Annotated in this window: 20 protein-coding genes and 1 pseudogene; 6 read left to right on the plus strand and 15 right to left on the minus strand. The window is 38.3% G+C overall.

Annotation, left to right across the window (positions count from 1 at the left end):
- From DD627_RS01600 to DD627_RS01645, 10 genes are all read right to left on the minus strand, one after another.
- A partial coding sequence (locus DD627_RS01600) for a hypothetical protein (RefSeq protein ID WP_286984563.1) occupies positions 1-489 on the minus strand: 489 nt, incomplete at its 3' end.
- A 77-nt stretch (positions 490-566) separates the two neighbouring features.
- Positions 567-1,133 carry a hypothetical protein gene (locus DD627_RS01605; protein WP_260274782.1) on the minus strand — a complete coding sequence of 189 codons (567 nt, stop codon included), beginning with the start codon at positions 1,131-1,133 and terminating at the stop codon, positions 567-569.
- Positions 1,134-1,377: 244 nt separating this feature from the next.
- Positions 1,378-1,602: a hypothetical protein gene (locus tag DD627_RS01610; protein WP_068807088.1), complete on the minus strand. Its 225-nt coding sequence runs from the start codon at positions 1,600-1,602 to the stop codon at positions 1,378-1,380.
- A gap of 152 nt (positions 1,603-1,754) precedes the next feature.
- Positions 1,755-2,840, minus strand: a complete 1,086-nt coding sequence (locus DD627_RS01615) for a DUF871 domain-containing protein (protein WP_068807091.1) — start codon at positions 2,838-2,840, stop codon at positions 1,755-1,757.
- Positions 2,841-2,861: 21 nt separating this feature from the next.
- Positions 2,862-3,323, minus strand: a complete 462-nt coding sequence (locus tag DD627_RS01620) for a hypothetical protein (RefSeq protein ID WP_068807094.1) — start codon at positions 3,321-3,323, stop codon at positions 2,862-2,864.
- Between the two features lie 472 nt (positions 3,324-3,795).
- Entirely contained in the window at positions 3,796-5,121 is a 1,326-nt protein-coding gene (gene celB / locus DD627_RS01625) for a PTS cellobiose transporter subunit IIC (protein WP_260274783.1), read from the minus strand.
- A 328-nt stretch (positions 5,122-5,449) separates the two neighbouring features.
- Positions 5,450-6,217 (minus strand): MurR/RpiR family transcriptional regulator, encoded by a 768-nt coding sequence (locus tag DD627_RS01630; RefSeq protein ID WP_260274784.1) that lies wholly within the window; start codon positions 6,215-6,217, stop codon positions 5,450-5,452.
- A 140-nt stretch (positions 6,218-6,357) separates the two neighbouring features.
- A complete protein-coding gene (locus DD627_RS01635) occupies positions 6,358-7,809 on the minus strand; it encodes a 6-phospho-beta-glucosidase (RefSeq protein ID WP_057783358.1) in 1,452 nt (483 codons plus the stop codon).
- A gap of 69 nt (positions 7,810-7,878) precedes the next feature.
- Complete coding sequence (locus DD627_RS01640) at positions 7,879-8,220, minus strand: PTS lactose/cellobiose transporter subunit IIA (protein WP_260267149.1); 342 nt, start codon at positions 8,218-8,220, stop codon at positions 7,879-7,881.
- A 209-nt stretch (positions 8,221-8,429) separates the two neighbouring features.
- Entirely contained in the window at positions 8,430-8,744 is a 315-nt protein-coding gene (locus tag DD627_RS01645; RefSeq protein ID WP_057783362.1) for a PTS sugar transporter subunit IIB, read from the minus strand.
- A gap of 389 nt (positions 8,745-9,133) precedes the next feature.
- Between DD627_RS01645 and DD627_RS01650 the strand changes: the two genes are divergently transcribed.
- Entirely contained in the window at positions 9,134-9,835 is a 702-nt protein-coding gene (locus tag DD627_RS01650) for a GntR family transcriptional regulator (RefSeq protein ID WP_260267145.1), read from the plus strand.
- Positions 9,836-9,889: 54 nt separating this feature from the next.
- Here the strand turns inward: DD627_RS01650 and DD627_RS01655 are convergent, their stop codons facing one another.
- Positions 9,890-10,606 (minus strand): GntR family transcriptional regulator, encoded by a 717-nt coding sequence (locus tag DD627_RS01655; RefSeq protein ID WP_057783365.1) that lies wholly within the window; start codon positions 10,604-10,606, stop codon positions 9,890-9,892.
- Between the two features lie 181 nt (positions 10,607-10,787).
- On the opposite strand from DD627_RS01655, the gene DD627_RS01660 reads away from it, so the two are divergent.
- Complete coding sequence (locus DD627_RS01660; RefSeq protein WP_260274785.1) at positions 10,788-12,161, plus strand: glycoside hydrolase family 1 protein; 1,374 nt, start codon at positions 10,788-10,790, stop codon at positions 12,159-12,161.
- A 31-nt stretch (positions 12,162-12,192) separates the two neighbouring features.
- Positions 12,193-13,548: pseudogene (locus DD627_RS01665) on the plus strand (PTS sugar transporter subunit IIC).
- Positions 13,549-13,779: 231 nt separating this feature from the next.
- On the opposite strand, the gene DD627_RS01670 reads toward DD627_RS01665, so the two are convergent.
- Together DD627_RS01670 and abc-f are read right to left on the minus strand one after the other, a co-directional pair.
- On the minus strand, positions 13,780-14,091 hold the full coding sequence (locus DD627_RS01670; protein WP_260274786.1) for a hypothetical protein: 312 nt from the start codon (positions 14,089-14,091) through the stop codon (positions 13,780-13,782).
- Positions 14,092-14,204: 113 nt separating this feature from the next.
- Positions 14,205-15,713 (minus strand): ribosomal protection-like ABC-F family protein, encoded by a 1,509-nt coding sequence (gene abc-f / locus DD627_RS01675; RefSeq protein ID WP_260274787.1) that lies wholly within the window; start codon positions 15,711-15,713, stop codon positions 14,205-14,207.
- A gap of 943 nt (positions 15,714-16,656) precedes the next feature.
- On the opposite strand from abc-f, the gene trpX reads away from it, so the two are divergent.
- The 3 genes from trpX to DD627_RS01690 are packed head-to-tail and all read left to right on the plus strand — an operon-like array spanning position 16,657 to position 19,329.
- On the plus strand, positions 16,657-17,649 hold the full coding sequence (trpX, locus tag DD627_RS01680; RefSeq protein ID WP_260274788.1) for a tryptophan ABC transporter substrate-binding protein: 993 nt from the start codon (positions 16,657-16,659) through the stop codon (positions 17,647-17,649).
- The gene (locus DD627_RS01685; RefSeq protein ID WP_057783373.1) at positions 17,646-18,572 is read left to right on the plus strand and encodes an ABC transporter permease; all 927 of its coding nucleotides are present in this window, start codon (positions 17,646-17,648) and stop codon (positions 18,570-18,572) included. Before trpX ends, DD627_RS01685 begins: the two co-directional genes overlap by 4 nt.
- Complete coding sequence (locus DD627_RS01690) at positions 18,565-19,329, plus strand: ABC transporter ATP-binding protein (RefSeq protein WP_260274789.1); 765 nt, start codon at positions 18,565-18,567, stop codon at positions 19,327-19,329. The genes DD627_RS01685 and DD627_RS01690 overlap by 8 nt, the downstream gene beginning before the upstream one ends.
- A 318-nt stretch (positions 19,330-19,647) precedes the next feature.
- On the opposite strand, the gene DD627_RS01695 is transcribed toward DD627_RS01690, so the two are convergent.
- Both DD627_RS01695 and DD627_RS01700 read right to left on the minus strand, forming a co-directional pair.
- Entirely contained in the window at positions 19,648-20,118 is a 471-nt protein-coding gene (locus tag DD627_RS01695) for a PTS sugar transporter subunit IIA (RefSeq protein WP_260274790.1), read from the minus strand.
- A gap of 19 nt (positions 20,119-20,137) precedes the next feature.
- A complete protein-coding gene (locus tag DD627_RS01700; protein WP_260274791.1) occupies positions 20,138-20,878 on the minus strand; it encodes a DeoR/GlpR family DNA-binding transcription regulator in 741 nt (246 codons plus the stop codon).
- Between the last annotated feature and the right edge of the window lie 57 nt (positions 20,879-20,935).

Here is a 20,935-nt window from a genome sequence, read left to right on the forward strand (position 1 = left end):
CCAGATTCTTGACCTAAATCCAATATCAAACGGATCTTCAACTGAAACACCCTGTGCTTTAAATAACGCAACTAATGCGTTAAAAGGTTCAAAACTAGAGTTAATGACATAATAATTTTGTTGTTCAGTCACAATTGCCATGGTCATCGCGCAAGTTAGCAACGGTACACGGCCACCAAATCCCATTTTTCGAATAACTCCAAATTGAACTCGCTGAAAGGTTGCAATTTTTTCACTTTCAACAATTTGATCCTTTTGATCATGTACTTTCATTTCATCTTGTGTGAATTCAATTGTTGACATTGCTGGTAAGCCGAAAACTTTTCTAGCAAGTTTCACCGATTCACCATTTTCTTTGTTTGGAAAGTGCGGATAGCTCTGACCATCGACTGAGATGCGCATTGATGTAAAACATTTTTTCATATTCTGATCCTTTGCTGCCGAAAAACTAGTCGTTAATTTAAATGCTGAAGCTGGAATCTTATACATAATAAAACCTTCTTTTAAATTGACTAAATTGTTTTCTGAGTAAAAATTTTTTGTTACCGTTTTTGGCAAATCACAGGTTAGAACGGCCACCACTCTAATGACAGTGGATAATTTGTCCCTTTAATTTTTTGTTCATAGGCATTTCCAAAGTAATCCTCACGTTGTTCATTACTTGGCAACCCCGCAATTTTAAAGGGATCTTCAATTGCGACTGACTGCTGTTTTAAAATTGGTGTTAACAGCTGAAATGGCGTGAAATTCGGATTCACAACGTAATAATGTTGCCCATGCGCACCAACAACCATAGTCATAGCAAAGGTATAAGCAGGGAACACCATAAATGTACGGAGAGCCCCAAATTGAACAAAATCAAACGTCCCAATTTTTTCCGTTCGAATAACCTTTCCCTGTTCATCATGGATTTTAATTTCATCATCTGTAAATTCAATTAAGGCTGGATTGTTCACAACCGCATCCTTTTTGGAAAACTTTCTCAGGACGCCATGATCTTTTTTCGGATGATGTGGAAAAACTCTACCACCAATTGAAATTCGCATTGGTGTAAAGACATGTAAAACTGATTTTTCTTTATCATTCCCATAATCGTTAATAGATTCAAATGCCGAAGCTGGAATCTTATACATAATAAAACCTCCCCATAATTTTACACTTGAAACCGGTTACTTGATATCACACCGATATCATAGCACCATTTTACAAAAATAACAATCATAACTAAAATAAACCTTATGTTTCCAAAAATGCCAGAAACATAGGGTTCATTTTTCTAATTATCATCATTAATTCTAATATCAAAAATGTTTTCCAAAATACAAAAGCACAAAAAAACAGGCATCTGTTCAGACACCTGCATCAGTTCCAAAACTTTTATAAAAGAATCAGACTCCAAACAATTCCACAAACACCGACCAACATAATAATTGTGCCAATAACTCCCGGCGCAAATCCATATGCAGCTGGTGTTTTATTAAAATCAACTTTCACTCCAGCACTGGCATAGGCTCTTTTGCCACTACGAACATAGCGAAATCCACCATAGACAATCCCTAGGCTAATTAACAAAACAACAATTCCCAACAAACTTTGACTCATAATACACGCCCCCAATAGTATTCGATGAAGCAATAATGCTTTCATTTCGCCTTCATAATACACCAAATCGTTTTTTGTAAACGTTTGCAGTGCTTGAAAATAAAAAACGTAGTTATCTTTTTAGACAACCACGCTCCTATTTATTAATTGACCTATTTTAATTCAAATGTGCTCCAAGGCTTGATGTAGTCTAAAAGGAACAGGTCATCTGTAGACAAATGCCCCACAACATTTCGGCGTCCGTCATTTGGGAAATCCTTCAATGCAATCTGAAGCTCACCCTTGTAACGACTATAGCTGTCATTCACAACGATGATATCACCACGTTTAAAGGCTTCTTTTTCATGATGCGCAGGAATTTCTTTATCTTTATACCAAACACGTGGCATTGTGTCCCGTAACAGATAATCAGAAGCATCACCCCGATACAAATGTGGTTTACCCAATGCAACCAGCTTTTCGTTCGCTGTCAGGTCATCCACGAAGTCAGCATGTAACACAGGATAGCGACCAAAGAAGGCTTCTGAGGCTGCCTTTAATTCAGCTTCAGAGGCGTAGGCATTGCCAATCAACACATCATCAATTAAACCAGTCAGCAATAGATGTTGAACTTGGGTTTCAATTGGTAAGTGACGATCATCTTCAATCGTTGGTAACCCATCTTGTACAGGCCAAGGGCCAAAAGTTGCAGCCTTCGAACTGACAAACGCAGCGGTGTTAATGTTGTGCTTGCGGAATAATTCGGAACACTTCGTGAAGAAAGCTTCGCCTAATCCTGTATATTCTTGTGGATAGAAGTTATGACAACCCAATAAGTTTTGTTTGTCAGGCGCAAAACTGAGAATGTTTTCCAAGTAACGGGTACCATTACTCATGTTAACCTCAATTTTGATGCCATAAGGATTACGGGTCATCCGTGATTCTTCCATACCTGTAAACCCTTCGTCCAATCGCAAGCCCCATGCACCAAGATCATCAAAAAATGATAGATCATCATAGGTCACTCCGAGTTGTTTAAATAAAGAAGGATTCATATCAACCATGACTTTGAAATCAAGTGAATTGGCATACTGCACAATTTTTTTGAAGTTTGCGACAACCGCGTCTTGATCCCCATTAATTTGAAGTAATGAAGTAAAAACGCGTGTGTATCCATACTTGTGAGCCAAGTCTAAATAGGCTTTATCCTTTTCAAATGTTGAGTGTTCCGGATATAAAGAAATTCCTAATCGTGCCAAAATAATTCCCCCTCAAAAATTTTAAGCTGTAAAAGCTCTATATAGCTGATAAATTAATACTAATGAACAAATGAGAACCACCAAGGCATTGGCGAGAAATGCAAAAACCTCATTCCAAGCTAAATGTTCAATGTCTGGAACTCGTTCCGATTTTCGACGAATTTTAATACTGAGGTAACTTCCCCCAGAAATTAATAAACTAACAAAAGGTACAATGAATAGGGCATTTTTGTTAATCATGAGTCCCCCGCCCATGGAAACACGATTTCCCAATAATGGCGTTGTCAAAACGGCAATGATTAGGGGAATAAAAGAAATCACTTCACTTAAGCCAAACCGATTATAGGCCATATTTTGAGCCCACTTAGGTAGTTGATCAATTGTGCCTTGTTGAGATCGTGTTTTCTCCATGATCTTGTCTACGTTAGCTTGAGCAGCTCGCTCAACGGCGCTATCTGGCCGATTCTTTTTATGTTTACTCATGATTCTCGCTCCTCTTAATAATGAATTTCTCTCTTACTGTCAATTATACGTGTTTTGGTAAATTAAAGTGTTGCGTTTTTTAATTAAAGCTATTTAGAATATTTAGATGGCTTTTGGAGTGAAATGAGCCCAGTAGTGAAATTATTGTTAGTGCTTTAGCACTTACAATAAGGTCAAGCTTTAAGACAACTTGTTGGCTTAAAGTTGTGCCCACTACGTTCCGGCTCGGGTTTTCACGGAAGAAGTCAGCTGAATATTCGGGTCAGATTGCACTTTTTGATCAGTTAAAACGTGTTTAAAAGAGCACCTTCCTCCGTCCAGCTACGATAGTCAAACGATTCCTAAACCGAATCATTCGACTATCTAGGCTGTACTCAGAAGCTAATCGCTCTTTGAAACACTCTGTCCTTTTTACCAAAAAATCTGCCGAAAAGAAGATTCGACAGATTTTATTAGGTTTAAAAACTAATGTTTAGTTTTTTGCAGCAGCTTCTGCAGCTTCTTTGTCAGCAATTTCTTTTTCTTGTTTCAATGCTTGACGGTCAGCAATCTTGAAGAATGGATACCAAATGGCACCACCAACCACGAAGTTAACTAACTGAAGAACCGCACCAGAAATGTGACCTGTTGCCAACCAACCTGAAATAATTGGCGGCGTTGTCCAAGGAACCGCAATACCCATTGTCCGTGCAACAATACCAGTCTTCATTGAAACATAAGTAATAATAACTGTTACCAATGGGACAACGATAAATGGAATTGCCATAACAGGGTTCAAAACAATTGGTAAACCAAACATAATAGGTTCGTTAATGTTGAAGATTGCAGGTGCACCAGCTAAACGGCCAATAGCCTTCAAGTTAGCTGATTTAGCAAAGAATAACATCATCAAAGCTAAGGAAATAGTTTCACCAGAACCACCGGCATGGACGAAGTTATCAACGAATTGTTGACTAACAACGTTTGGAATAGGTTTGTTTGCTTTAACAGCAGCAGCGTTTTGTCCCATTTGGCCTAACCAGATTGGTGCCATGATACCACCAACAACGTTAGCACCATGAATACCAAATAGCCAAAGGAATGAAACGAAGAATTCAGCAACAAGAGCTCCCCAGATAGTACCACCAACGGCTGTCAAAGGTTTAGCTAAGATAACTGTAATGATATTTGGAATTGTCTTGAAGAATGTGAATCCAATTCCGATACGAAGTAACCAAACTAAAGCAATAATGACGAAGCCAGGAATCAATGCAGAGAACGCATTCCCAACTGCGGGTGGAACTGTATCTGGCATATGGAACTGCCAGTTCTTATGAATCATCCATACATAAAAATCAGTAATGAATAATCCAACTAATAGTGCTTCAAACAATCCCATTGAACCTAACATGGTCAAAGGCACGAATGTGTTACCGGCCTTATCCGTAGTTAGAGGAATTGTTAGTAAGAAAGCACCTAACGAAATAATACTTGCTGACAGTGCATCAACACCGTCATACGACTTAGCTAATTGATATGAAATACCAATGCAGGCAACCATTCCGATAATATTGAATGTTGCGTTTGTCGCCCAACCAACAACTGTTGCCCAGTTAGGACCAAATACCGAACTCATCCAATTGATGTAGGCCGGAATTGGAAACTGACTGACGATCATGAAGACAGAACCAATAATGATTAGTGGCATTACCAGTGCAAATCCATCACGAAGAGCAACCAAATGACGAGAAGCAGCCATCTTCCCAGCTAAGGGAATAAGTGTATTTTGCACGAAGCCGTTTTCCTTCTTCTCACTCATATAAAACACTCCCAATTTATCACTTGCAACGTTATATGAATAGCAAAATCTGTCAAATTATAATTATAATTTTGCAAGTGACAAAGTTTATTTGAAACCCATTGTATGCGGTTTCATCGTTTACAATATACCACATTTTTAGATTTGTGCCTACCTATTTCACTCAAAAAGTTTAATTTTTTGTTAAAAAAAACATGTCACTAAGCGTAACATGTTTCATGGTATCAATTGGTATGCTTTTAGTTCATAGAGAACATCACTAGTCTATTGACTATCTCAAAATTGGTCTGGTCCAATATTTGAGTCATCCTCAAAATTCGAATTTTTATTAAAAAATGGAATCTTTTGGAATTTGTGCTACTTTTAATAAATCTTTATGGGCCTTGATTCCGATTTGTTCAAGCAAGAAGACCACTGGAATTTGAGATGTTAAATTAAGATCCGCCATCAAGACTTCTGGCACGTTATAGGAAATATTGAAATCTACCAATTGAGCTAAGGTTGAATAGCGATTGGCCGTAATGGCCATCGTTTTTGCGCCATTTTCTTGATAGAATTTAGCCTGTTGCAGGACCTGAGCAGTTTCACCTGAAACGGATAACAATAGTAACAAGGTATCTGAAAAATCACGACGTGCTAATGGCTTTGGCTGAAACGGATCCGTAATACTTAAGGTGTAAATCCCATAGTTAGCCAATAACCGGGCGCCATACTGTGCCAAGCTGCCACTGGTTCCCAGACCAAACAACAAACTGGTATCCGCCTCAATTATATAATTAGCCGCTTGTTGAATCTTATCCAGAAAATGGGCGTCGTTTAACTGATCAAAAAATTGACTCATTGGGACATTTCGTTGCTGTTTGGGTTGCTCAGTTTGCATTTTTTGCTGCCGTTTGAGCGCATACTTAAACTCTGAGTAGCCGTAAAAATCCATTTTGTGCAAAAAACGCAAAATCGTTGTCGGTGACACATGGCTTTTTTTGGCTAACTGACGAATCGTCATCCCTTCAACTTCCACAGGATGCGCAATGATATATTTGTAGATGCTTAGTTCCAACTGATTTAACAATTTCACTCTTTCATACGGAAACATCATTTACACCTTCCCCTGATTACCTCTATAGAATAGCACTTTGTCTTCGGTTGTGGAACATGTTTCAAACTAAAAAAACAGCCACAGAAACTTTTACTGACTGTTTTTCTAATTTATTTAAATTAAACTCATTTTATAGCGTTTTATTTTTCGGAAATATCTTCACCATTCGAAGCAATTACTTTCTTAAACCAATCAAAGGAATCTTTCTTAGAACGGGCCAAAGAACCATTACCTTCGTCATCTTGATCTACGTAAATAAAGCCATAGCGTTTCTTCATTTCACCAGTGCTGGCTGAAATCAAATCAATGCAGCCCCACGGTGTGTAACCAATCAGATCAACGCCATCTTCAACAACGGCTTTTTCCATTGCTTCAATGTGGTCATGGAAGTAGCTGATCCGGTAATCATCGTGAACACTACCATCAGCTTCTTTCTTGTCATAAGCGCCAAAACCATTTTCAACGATAAACATTGGTTTATGCCAACGATCCTGCATCCAGTTCATAGAATACCGCAAACCAACAGGATCAATTTGCCAGCCCCAATCTGATTTTTCAGTATAAGGATTATCAACTTGATCCTTAGATTCTGTATAAACATAATCCGGATTGTCAGCCTTGTACTTCGTTACAAATGACATGTAGTAACTGAAGCCAACGTAATCAGCAGTGCCTTCACGCAAATCCTTAGCATCCTGTTCCGTACGATCAATCTTGAAGCCTTTGCGAGCCCAATACTTAGGTACCCAGTTAGGATAGAAACCGTTAGCCTGCACATCGCCATAGTAGTAACGCGTTTGCATTGCCCGTTCTGCCATCATGATATCTTTAGGATCAGCCGTCAAAGGATAAATGGGACACATCGCAATCATGTCACCAATCTGGAAATCAGGATTAATTTGATGTCCTAACTTTACAGCCTTGGCACTAGCTACCATTTCATAATGAGCGGCCTGGTACATTGATTCTTCCCAGTTATCATCTTTACCAAGTTGTAACCCGGAGTTTTGCAGCATTGGGTGTGGATCATCCCAAGTAGTTTGGTTGTTAATTTCGTTGAAAGTCATCCAATACTTAACTTTATTCTTATAACGTTTGAAAACTGCTTCCGCGTAATTTAAGAAGAACCCAATCAACTTTCGATTTGACCAGCCGCCGTACTCTTTAACCAAATGATAAGGCATTTCAAAATGAGACAAAGTAATAACAGGTTGAATGTTGTACTTTAATAACTCATCAAATAAGTCATCATAAAATTGGAGTCCCTCTTCGTTAGGCTCTGTTTCATCGCCGTTAGGGAAGATTCGTGTCCAAGCAATTGATGTCCGGAAACATTTGAATCCCATTTCAGCAAATAGCTTGATGTCTTCTGGATAACGATGGTAAAAATCAATTCCCCAATGATTAGGGTAAACTTCACCTTTTTTAACACCATCAGTTACGCGACGGGGATGATCTTTATCTCCAGCCGTCATGACATCGGCAATACTGACACCCTTACCGCCTTCTTGCCAACCGCCTTCTAATTGATGGGCTGCAACAGCACCGCCCCATAAAAAGCCTTCTGGCATACGCATTTTTTGTTCACTCATATTTTCTACACCTCATTTTTTATTTAAAAAAGGGCAACCACCTAAAGACTTGGCTGCCCTTTCGAGTTTCTAATCTTCGACTTTGACGTTATCAAGTCGTTTGTAAAGATCAACAATTTCACCAGCCAAATCACGGAATGTGATGGCATTCATAATATGATCTTGAGAGTGAACTGTTAATAATGTGACCTTAGCATGTTTCCCGTTTGCTTCATCAGTCAACATACCAGTTTGTGAATTGTGTGCTTCTGTTAAGAAGTGATCGGACTCTTTTAATTTTGCATCGGCGGTTTTAAAATCACCTTTTTTTGCGGCATTAATTGCTTCGAATGCAGAACTCTTTGCATTCCCACCATTCATAATTAATCCCATGATTGCTTCTAAGTTCTGTTCTTTTTCTTCTTCGGCCATTTTCTGTAATTCTCCTTCTGGATTATGTAAAAACGGAAGCAATTTCTGTTTCCGCTTTCAAAATTGTTTGCGTTGTTGGGGCTGAAACGTGCTAACCAAAGCAGCTCATTCCGTCTAGCTACGATTAGAAAACAATTCACAAAATACGTGAATCATTTCCTAATCTAGGCTAGTACTCGTGAGCTACCCACTTTGTTTACCACTCTGTCTTATTTCACACCCAATGTCTTAAATGCTTCTGCCAACACTTTTTCACCGTTCATCATCCCGTAATCTTGCATATTGATTACTTCAACTGGAATATCCAATTTGCTCTTGAAATTATTTTCCATATAACGAACTTGTGGTCCGAGCATTAAGATGTCTGGATGTTTCTCTTCCAACTTGTTATTTGCATCTGAAGCTGCTGTTGCAAAAATCTCTGCATCAACACCCTCTGCTGCTGCGGCCTTTTGCATTTTTGATACCAAAAGACTTGTTGACATACCTGCTGCACAAACTAACATAATTGTTTTCTCTGCCATAATGCTCACTCCTAATAATTTGTCTTATTTTTTGTTCTCGAGCGATTTACTTTTTAAACCGCTTTCATTACAATTGCATTGTAACTCGTAGGTACAAATTTTACAAGCTTAATAATCGAAAAAAATTTGCAATGGCCCGTTATCCCCCTCATCACGGGAATTATCAAACTTTTTTATTTTTTTCTGAATATAATTGGTCCTTTATTCATTAATTGATGATCAGCTATTTTGTCCATTTTGTACCTAAAAACTTGTACTAATTTAAAAAAATATGTTCTTTTTACACTAAAGTGGTTGACTATTAAACCGTTTTCATTACAATTGGAAGATGAATGGTAGGTACAAATAGAATACAAATCAAGCCACTATGGGGAACGGAGGAAATCTGAATGTATCATGACATTGCTGATGATCTTATTCATTCAATCGAAAATAAGTTATTTAAACTAAAGCTTCCAACGGAACATCAACTGATGGAACGTTATAATGTCAGTCGCAATACAATTCGGAAGGCCATCGATATTGTGGCACAAAAGGGCCTAGTTCGCCGGGTCCAAGGTAGCGGTTATTTTGTGAATGATATTAGCCAGGCAGAAAAAACAGTTGTTAATTTAACCATGGGTGCCAGTCGATCACGTTATCACAAAAATATGACTTCTAAAATTGTAACTTTTGATGAGATTCATGCTGATGAAGCTTTGGCAAAAGAATTTAGCACACGAAATGGTGCAGCATTGTATCGGGTTATTCGTCTTCGTTATGTGGATAAGCAGTTATACAGTTTGGAATATGCGTACTATGTCAAAAGCGAGGTTCCTTCACTAAGCTTGTCTAGTATTAATCATTCCATTTTCGATTACATCAAAGAAAAATATGGAATTCGGATTAATAATAGTGATCAATATTTATCTCAAGACCGGTTATCCAGTGAAGCCGCTAACTTGTTGGGCTTGGAACCCAAAACAGCTTGTATGACCTTGCAGCAATCTAATTACTATAATAACGACGTATTATTTAACTTTTCACAAACAATTTATGTCTACCCAAATTTAAGCTTCTACTTTCACGCAGCTAATCAGTCGGGAAATTAACTATTTGGGTATGTAAAAAAGCTTTACCGTATTAATCTGCGGTAAAGCTTTTTGCTATACATTTAAGTCAATGTCGGCCGTAACTTGGTTGGTTTGATAAGGGAAATGAGATTCTGAGAATTCAAAAGGTTCCCCATCTTCCAAATAACTGACCTGTTCAATCACCAAAACGGGTTCATCTTTTTCGACTCCCATGGCTTCAACATCTTTTTGCGTCGCTTTTGCAGCACGCACGATTCGATGAGAACCAGTAATTGTGAGATGACATTCATCGGTTAAATATTGATAAATGGAGTGATGTAAGACATCTTCAGTAATTTCTGCAACCGCTGTTGGCATAATCGTGTGTTCATAACTGTAAACTTTATTATCGATGTAACGCACTCGTTCAATCACATAAACGGGCTCTGTAGAAGAAATCATCAAGCTACTTTGTTCTTCGTTAGTTGGTAAACGCGCATTTAAAGACAAAACCTTACTGGTTACTTTTTTGTTTGGATGAGTATGAGTTGTTCCCAAAGGCTTATCAATGGCATTTCCCATATCATCTAAGTTTTGCATGTAATCTTTGCGCACAAAGGTTCCTGCACCACGTTTTGTATACACGATTCCTTCAATAATTAGGGCCTGAATGGCCTTCCTAATTGTAATTCGGGTCGTCCCAAAGTCCCTTGCCAGCTTATTTTGATCTGGTAGCAACCCCCCTGCTTTAAAGTTTCCATTCACTATTTTTTTTCGAATCTTTTCTGATATTTGCTGATATTTATACATATTTATCCCCACTATTCTTATTATCCCCATTCTAACCTTTTCTCCCCATATTTCATACATCCGTATATTTATAATTTCTAGTTATTTCACAGATGTATATACTTTTTAAATAAAAGCCTTTACATAGAGACGAATATGGATATATAATGAAAACGTATTCAAGAAAGAGGGAGATTGAATCATGACAAAAGAGATGCCCAAAGGTTTTCTTTGGGGAAATTCAGTATCAAGTATGCAAACGGAAGGAGGTTATAACGAAGGCGGAAAAGGAAAATCCGTCTACGATACATTTCCTGCAACAGAAAACTCTTCAGATTGGAAAGTTGCAATCGATGATTACCACAATTATCCAGAAGATCTCGATCTGATGGCTAATCAAGGAATGAATTGTTATCGATTCCAGATTTCTTGGAGTCGTGTCAATCCAGACGGCGATGGCGAATTTAACGAAGAAGGAATCAAGTTCTACGACAATTTGATTAACGAATTATTGGCACGGCATATTCAACCAATGATTTGTCTCTACCATTTTGATATGCCGCTTCATTTGGCTGAGAAGTATAACGGCTTCTTGGATCGTCATGTGGTTGATTCATTTGTCAATTATGGTAAAAAGATGGTCGATTGCTTTGGTGATCGTGTCAAATATTGGATCACCTTTAACGAGCAAAACTTGTACTCCACTTCGGAAACATTCCGAATTGCCGGCTATCTTAAAGGCGAGCGAACAGATGATGAACTTTACCAAATCTCACATCACGTGATGTTGGCCCATGCAGGAGTTGCCAATTATTTACATAAACAAACTGACAACTTGATTGGTGGCATGTTAGCTTATAGCGAAGTTTATCCTACATCATCCTTACCAAAGGATGTGCAATATGCACGTCAGATCGACGAATTTTTAAACCGTAATTTGTTAGATGTTTTTGTCCACGGTCGTTATTCAAACGAAGTTCTCACTTTCGTGAAGAATCACGGCATTAACATGGATTTCACTGACGCTGACCAGAACGTATTTAATCAATTATCAAGTGACTTTATTGCATTCAGCTATTATCAAAGCGTCACAATTAGCAGTTCGGTCGTTCCAGATAATACCCTCCCAAATTATTATCTAGACGCTGGCGGCAAAGAAAATCCATTCTTAAAAGTTTCCGAATGGGGATGGTCCATTGACCCACTTGGTTTCCGTGATATTCTCACAAAGACTTACAACAGTTATGGCGTTCCAATGTTTCCAATTGAAAACGGAATTGGTGTCCGTGAAACTTACGATGGTCATGAAATTCAAGATGATTACCGAATCAATTATCACCGTGCACATATCCAAGCAATGAAAGATGCCATGTTTGAAGACGGTGTTCCCGTCATTGGTTATCTGGGTTGGGGTTTGATTGATATTCCAAGTTCATCAGGAAACATGGAAAAACGTTACGGCATGGTTTATGTCAACCGTGGTAATCACGATTTACGTGACATGAAACGAATTCCAAAGAAGAGTTATGGTTGGTTTAAAAAAGTCATCGCCTCAAACGGAAATGACTTAGCGTAAATTGTTTTAATATAAAAGGAGGAAAAAACTTATGAGTGAAGATAAGAACCAAAGCTCAAGCGAAAAACTTGAGAACTCGGGTTTTATTGCAAAGTTTACCGAAGTCTCCGTTAAAGTCGGTAACTAGGTTTACCTTCGATCATTACGTGATGCTTTCGCGGTTATTTTACCCGTCTTTATCATCGCTGGTCTTGGTGTATTGCTCAATAATACCGTATTCACATGGATCTTCCATGGTGAAACTTTAGCAAAGGTCCAGGTTTTCGGAAATGCCATTAATAATGGTACCTTACAGGTTGCCGGTTTGTTGGTAGCCCCTATGATTGGATATGCACTTGCTAAAAATAAGGGCTTCTCTAACCCAATCGCTGCATCTGCCATGTCATTAGCTTGTTTAATGATCATGATGCCTCAGACGGTTTCTCTAGGAACTGTTGCCTCAGCTGGTGCAAAAATGTCAGCTGTTACTGGCGGTCTTAGTTACTTAAACACCGGTACACAAGGTATGTTTGGTGGTATTATTGTTGGATTACTTGCAACTGGTATTTTTATTAAGTTATCAAGTTACAAGAGTTTACAGATCCATTTAGGCGATAACGTTCCGCCTGCAGTTTCTTCATCATTTAGTGTTTTACTACCCGCTTTAATCTTAATGTCATTATTCGCTTTGATTGCTGCGTTACTTGCAGGCTTCTTCAATGCCGATTTGATCAACTTAATTAAGACTTGGGTTCAGGAACCATTACGTGGTTTCAATACTAACATTGTTGGATTTTGTGTAATTTATACAGCTGCCAACTTCCTATTTACTTTAGTTATTCACCAAACTGTTATTTCTGGTACTTTGATGGATCCTCTAGTTTTAATCAATATGAATGCTAACATGACTGCATATGCAACTTCACATTCATTCGCACATATTCCAAACATCATCACTACTTCATTTGTAAGTAGCTACACTTTGATTGGTGGTTCAGGAAGTACAATTTCTTTGATTATTGCTATTTTAATTTTCAGTAAGGTTAAATCTTCACGTCAAGTTGCTAACTTATCATTAGCTCCTGGACTGTTCAATATTAACGAACCAATGATCTTTGGTTATCCAATTGTCTTCAACTTACCAATGATGATTCCATTCGTCTTGTTCCCAACTATTGGTAGTATTATTGGCTACTACGCAACCCTCGTTGGTTTGGTACGACGAACCGTCGTGTTAGTACCTTGGACTACTCCACCACTAATTGGCCCTTATCTAGCAACTGCCGGTGATTGGCGTGCACCTGTTGTGCAATTTGTTATCATCGCACTTGGTGTTGTTCTCTACCTTCCATTTATGAAGATCAGTGAACGTGTTGCAAAGGTACAAGCTGAAGAACAAAATGCTTAGGTCGTGAATAACTATGAACAGAAAAATCATTATCAGTTTAATCGGTGCAATATTTATGTTATTGCTGTCAATCATTGATTTCGTCTCGTTTGGCCTTACAATTACTACCGTAAGTACAATTGCAATCTTTATTCTGTTCAGCTATGATCTTTACAAAGCTTGGAAGCTTAAAGAAGAGAAATCAAAATAAACAAAAATGGTGATCCGCTTAATTGCGAATCGCCATTTTTTTTAGCCTAAAACAAATTCATATTTGCGTTGCATTCCCATGAACAATACTTCTTTGTTGACCTCTTTGATGACATACTTGCCAGCATTTGTTGCCTGAATTTCTTTGCCTACCTGATAAGCATCCCCATTCAGAACTTCTAATTTCCCAGTTTCGTAAAACCAAACATACGTGTAGAACACTTTAGTGTCGTCTTCTGTAGGGAGCACCTTCATTGAAATTGATTTGTTAGCGCGCATCAGCAGCCATAGCGGAACGAAGATACAAAGAATACCAATAACCGTTAATACAGCAGTATAAATTAAATGAACCATTTTAAAAAGTCCCCTTAAATTTGTATATACTTATAAAGCTCAAAGTATATTTGTTTAATTCATTTTATCATATCTCGCATTTAGATACTGCCATTTTTCAGAATTAGGCTCATTTATCCAACCGTTTTCAGCTCCACCACATCCGTTGTCACATGCTGGATAAACTCCCGGTCGTGTTCCACGATCAGCATAGAGGGTTTAACCGTTTTAATCAGGGTTTCTAACTGTTCTTGATTAAAAATATCCAGATAATTCAACGGTTCATCCCACAAATAGAATTCCGCCGGCACCGACAATGATTTTGCCAACTCCACTTTCTTTTGCTGTCCCATACTCATGTGCTCAATTTTAGTTGTAAACACATTGCGTTCGAGCCCCAATTTATGGAGATTATTCAAAAACTCCTGATAATCTAGGTGATTTGTTTCCGCAAATTCAGTTAACGTACCTCGGTTGTCGTCATAACTTTGGCGCACGTAACTAACGTTTAAATGTTGTGGTTGCCCGATTTCACCAGAGACCTTGCCGGCAAACTGACCAAGAATTGCCCGAATCAAGGTGGATTTTCCTGCACCATTGGGGCCAACGATTCCCACCCGATTGCCTTTTTTAATCTCAAACGAAATGGGATCAAACAAGGAACTTTCAGAATCTGGATAACTCAAGGTAAGATCTTTAACCGTCAACAATCGATCATGATGGGTTGGCACAAAATTCATTGACAGCGGATCAATATATTCAATATTTTTCAGCAGCTTTTCTTTTTCCTGAATATCTTTTTGCATGTGTTTTTGCAAGGTTAACGCTCGCTTCATGGTACGCGCTGCCCGGGCTCCAATCGCGCCTGTATCGCCAATTGATCCACTTCCCTTAACGTGGGGATTTCCATATTTTTCGCTTTCTTTAGAACGTGACCATTCCGCCTTTTCAGCCGCTGTCTGTTTCAATCGGGAAATGCTCTTCTTAAGTTTGGCATTTTCCATCTCTTCATGCGTATCACTCAACTTTTTTTGAGCTTCGTAAGTGGCAAAATTGCCCTGATACATTAAAATATTGGACTTTTCGATTGAGAGAATATGGTCGGCTGTGTCATCGACAAACTTGCGGTCATGACTAATCACAATGAAACCCTGTTTCTTATGTTTCAAATAATTAGCTACCTGCTCACGAGCCTTAATATCCAAATGATTAGTCGGTTCATCAATCAAAGGGAAATTCACTGTTTGGGTAAATAAGCTAGCCAGGAGAACTTTGGTTTGTTCACCACCAGACAATGTAGTGAAGTCTCGCCACAAAATATCAGGATCAGTTCCCAATAAATTCAGTTCGCGTTCTACTTTCCACTGCTCAGTAACACCCAAATCGTTTAAGACGAAGAAGGTAAGTTGCTGTAGATTCTTAATTGTTTGGGGGAAATAATCAAAGGCTAAATTGGCACTAATTTGTCCTTGATAATTTAATTTATTTTGGAGAAGATTCAAAAAAGTTGTTTTACCGCGGCCATTGCGCCCTATCAATCCTAGTTTCCAGTTACTATCCAGGTTTAAATTGACGTGATCAAACAGCAAACTCCCCTGCGTATCATAGCCAAATGTTAGATTTTTAATTTCAATTTTAGACATATAAATTCCTCATTTTTTCTAGCTTTTTCAGGCCGACTAAAAATGAGCATACAAAAAGGACCTGCCCATCGAGAAAGATTAGCCAATCCTGAAAAACTGCACAGTCCACCCTATGACAGGTGCACTAACAGGTTCAACAGAATTAACTTAATTTCTCAATGGCAGATCCCTCACTTTTATAATTTTTCTAAAGTATAGCACGGTTTGTAATTCACGTCCATTTTGGAATAACTATGGTAAAACCAATTTATGAAATCAGATGAACAACCACTTTCCTAATCTGTATGATTGATATGTGTTGGATCCATCTGAAAATTGATTTAGACTTCTCTTTTCAAGAACACCTTCTTAATATGTTATTTATTGGTTTAGCACTTCAAAAATTCTATAATATGGGTGTGATCAAAAAGGATCAAGATTTATGCGACTAAATCCTGATCCAATAGCTTACCGTTTAAGACGGTGGACTTTTACAACAACTTAAATATGAATTAAGCCTCTGGTAACTGTCCAAAGTTTGAGAGGCTTTTTTCATACCCAGGCACACCTCAAAAAAATTTCAAATTTATCTTGACACTCATCAAAAACTTACCTATACTCAGAATCAATTAATAAAGAAAGTTGGTTACGCATATGACAAAGACAAACACACAACTGAATAATCGTTGGCAAAGCCGGTAATTAGGTTGTGATTGTCTTTTGGCAAGATACGACCTGGATGCATACAGATCGTATCTGTGCCGGCTAACTTTGACGTAGAAAAAAGCCCGCATGGATTATAATATTCATGTGGGTTTTGTTTTCGATTTATTAAGAACAATCCTGCAATGGGATTGTTCTTTTTTCTTTCTAAAAAATTCAATTCCATGGGCAGGTCATTAATTTTGAGTAGTGAATAGTAAGAAGCAAAGTTTCAAAACATATAATACGAGGAGTTAACCATATGAAACGCTTAATCACATTTATCGCAGCAATTTTTATTTTTCTAGGTTTTGCATTTTTTCAAAGTAACACCAAACAAACTGCCAAGCCAAAGATCCCCACAGTTGGCCTTCTGCAACTTATGAATCAACCAGCCCTGGCACAAATTCAAAAGGGAGTCATCGCGGGACTCAAAGATGAAGGCTATGTCAAAGGTAAAACGGTCAAGATCGATTATCAAAATGCTCAGGGAAATCAAAGTAACCTGAAATCCATGAGTGAGAAGTTCGAGAACGAAAATGCCGATTTAATGATTGGGATTACAACCCCCTCATCACTCGCTTTAGCTGATGTGACCAAGAAAACGCCAATTGTTTTAGGGGCCGTCACTGATCCTAAAGGTGCCGGGTTAGTCAAAAACGAGAATCATCCTGAAGCCAACATCACCGGTGTTTCCGATCAGGCACCATTAAAAGAGCAACTTGGTTTAATTCGAAAACTAATGCCAAAACTTAAGACACTTGGCATTATCTATACTTCCAGCGATAATTCAGCGGTTGCACAGTACAAATTGTTTACTAAGCTTTGCCGGCAAGAAAACGTCAAATACAAAGTTTACTCGATTTCTAATTCTAACGATTTGAACCAAGTTTCACAGACCATGTTACAAAATGTCGATGCCGTCTACGTCCCCACTGACAATACAATTGCCGGTGCTATGCAGACTCTCGTCAAAAATGCGAATAACGCTAACGTACCGATCTTCCCCGCGGTTGATACCATGGTCAAACAAGGTGGCGTGGCAACCTACAGCGTTAACCAATACAAATTGGGCATTATGACTGGCCGCATGGCTGGCCGTTTACTTAAGGGTAAGAAAATTAGCAAAACACCAGTAGAATACGTCAAACATGGTGAATTAACTATTAATTTAAAGCAGGCCAAGAAATTAGGAATTCACATTCCTGACTCATTACTTAAAACGGCCAAAACGGAAGGGGAGTTATTCAAATGAGTTTAATAACATCTGCAATCGGACAAGGTTTCCTCTGGGGTATTTTGGGAATTGGACTGTTTCTAACTTTCCGAATTCTCGATTTCCCTGACATGACAGTTGAAGGCACATTTCCCATGGGCGCCGCAGTCTGTGTGGCCGCAATTACCCACGGCGTGTCACCTATTTTAGCTACCCTCCTAGCCATTCTAGTTGGTATGTTGGCAGGTTTAGCAACCGGACTTTTGTACACCAAAGGTCGCATTCCTATCTTGTTAGCCGGCATTTTGGTCATGACCGCTTGCTATTCGATTAACTTGCGCATTATGGGCACTTCCAACATCTCCTTGCTGGGAAAACAAAGTTTATTCACCAATTCGTTTTTAGAGTCTTTGCCTAAATATTTCGACAGTGTCTCCCTTGGCTTGTTGATTGTCATCATTGTGACCATCGTGTTAGGTATGTTTCTCCAAACTAACTTGGGTCAAGCTTTCATCGCAACTGGCGATAATGAAACCATGGCAAAATCGCTTGGCATTCATATTGATAGCATGAAGATCATGGGTTTAATGGTTTCAAACGGCTTGATCGCCCTATCTGGTGCTTTAGTTGCTCAAAGTGATGGCTATGCCGACGTCAACATGGGAATCGGAATCATCGTTATCGGGTTAGCTTCCATCATCATCGGCGAAGTGGTTTTCGGTAACTTATCCATGAATCAGCGGTTAATCGCCGTGACTTGCGGTAGCATTTTATACCGTTTTGTCTTGTTGATCGTGTTGCAACTCGGGTTCAGTACAAACGATTTGAACTTAATTTCTTCCATTGTATTAGCGCTGTGCTTGATGTTACCAACCTTCCGCACTGCTTTGCATTTAGACCGATTTGTTAAAAATAGCGTTAAAACGCCACTCCCAGATAAGAAGGTGCGAGATCATGACTGATCCAATTTTAGAACTGCAAAACGTGACCACTTATGTAAATCGCCATACCCCCGATGAGCAAAAGATTCTTCGTGGCATTAATTTAAAAGTGTACCCCGGTGATTTCATCACGATCCTAGGATCAAACGGAGCCGGAAAATCCACCTTGTTTAATACGATTGGTGGCAACTTAGCCGTTGATGAAGGCCAAATTTTGGTCAAAGGCCAGAACATCACCCACCTTTCAGAAGAAAAACGAACGCGTTTCCTTAGCCGAGTTTTTCAAGATCCTAAGTTAGGTACAGCACCGCGAATGACAGTATCCGAAAACCTTTTGTTAGCAGAAAAACGTGGTGCCCGTCGTGGATTGGTTTTCCGCGGTTTAAAACGTCAAATGTCCCATTTTAAAGAAATAACCGGAACTATGGAAAATGATCTCAGCCATCGCTTAAACACTCCCGCTGGCGAGCTTTCTGGTGGTCAACGGCAGGCTTTAAGTTTCTTGATGGCGACGATTAAACGACCTGATATTTTATTACTGGATGAACATACCGCTGCTCTGGACCCCAAAACTAGCCAAGAGTTATTGCAAGCTACTGACGATCGAATTAAAGAGGATAAACTAACTTGTTTGATGATCACCCACCATTTGGAAGATGCTTTAAAATATGGTAATCGCTTGATTGTTTTGGACAAGGGCCAGATTAAAATCGATGTTTCTGGTGAAGAAAAACAGAAGCTGACAATCGATGATTTGTATGAATATTTTGAACTTTAGAGAGCCGTTTATCCCTAGTTCAAAAAGCTAACTCCACTTTTTTCAGCAACTGAAAAATCCACTACCGCCAAAATTTTGGCCAGTAGTGGATTTTTTTAGTTTGTTTAGCTAAAGATTGAAACTACTACTTTTGAACCAAGTCGTTTAATACTAGTTATTGAAGTGATTTTGATTCTTTCAACCTTTAGTTATTTAGAATCTAGTAGCCTTACATCTTCATGACCATTCATCTAAATCTCCAACGTATTCATTTTTCTAGTGATAAAAAAAGCCAGAACATAAGTTGTTATGAACTTCCTTATCACTAATAATCATTGGTTATTCTATATGACCAACAGAGTCGCCTTGCGCCACACTACCCTCATTATAAACTAACTTTCGTTGATCCAAATTTGTAAAAATGACCATAACATCACTAGCCTTTTTTTCCTTGACTAAATAATCTAAATCAACGTTAACCAGCTTAGTGCTTTCAGTTACTGTGTCACCCTCCTGGACAAAGGTTTCAAATCCTTTACCGTTTAACTCAACTGTATCAATTCCAAGGTGGACTAAAACCTCTAATTTATCCTTAGTTTTAAGACTAATTGCGTGTTTGGTGGGGAAAACTGAAGTAACAGTACCTTCAATTGGTGAATATACGTCCCCATTGGTTGGCTTAATTGCAAAGCCTTCTCCTAAAGCTTTGCTAGAAAACACCTCATCATCCACCTTTTCAATTGCAATCAAATCACCAGAAACCGGCGCAAACAAATTTATTGTACGTTTTTTTCTAGAGAATAAACCCATTTCAACATCTTTCCTTTCATCATTCAGGAAGTAATATTGGCACGTGTTTGCTAAGCTTTGTATCATTCTTATCAGAAATTAGTATGACATCTTTTAAGTCAAACGCTCTCACTGAAGACACACGGTGAAATTTACTACTGTCACATAACAAATAGGTACGCTTTGCATTTGATTTAATCAAACGCTTCTTTGTTGCTTCAGCGATATTTGGTGTCGTAATACCTTTTTCATCGTCTACTCCATTAACTCCTAAAAAAGCACGATCAAAATATAGATCACTCAAATTATTCTCAGTTAAAGTACCACTTAAAGAAGATATTTCAGGATCATATCGACCACCCAGCAAAATTACAGATGCCTTAAATTTCCAGTTTATATTAAATATAATTGTATTTGTTGTATATATCGTGATATTTCTATCCAGTAATTGATTCAATAACAATGCATTATTTGACCCAGAATCAATATAAACACTTTCATTATCACATACTTCATCGGCAGCCCGTGTGGCGATGATTTTCTTTTCTGCTTCATGCAAAGAAGATTTTTTTGACATTGGTAACTCACCTGAAGTAACAGTCGCTTTAATTGCACCTCCGACCAAATATTCAATATCACCGCTCGATTCAAGCGCTTTCAAATCACGTCGTAAAGTCGACATTGAAATGTTTGGTAAGTCTTTGTGTAATTCATCTATTTTAACGAGATCCTTATCTGCTAACAATGTAATTATTGCTTTTTGTCGTTCATATGGAATCATTTTGAACTCCACCTTATTTTTGTTATTTTTACCCTCATTGTTTTTACAATAACTAAT

Source organism: Pediococcus sp., from assembly GCF_003533255.1.
GTDB lineage: Bacteria > Bacillota > Bacilli > Lactobacillales > Lactobacillaceae > Pediococcus > Pediococcus parvulus.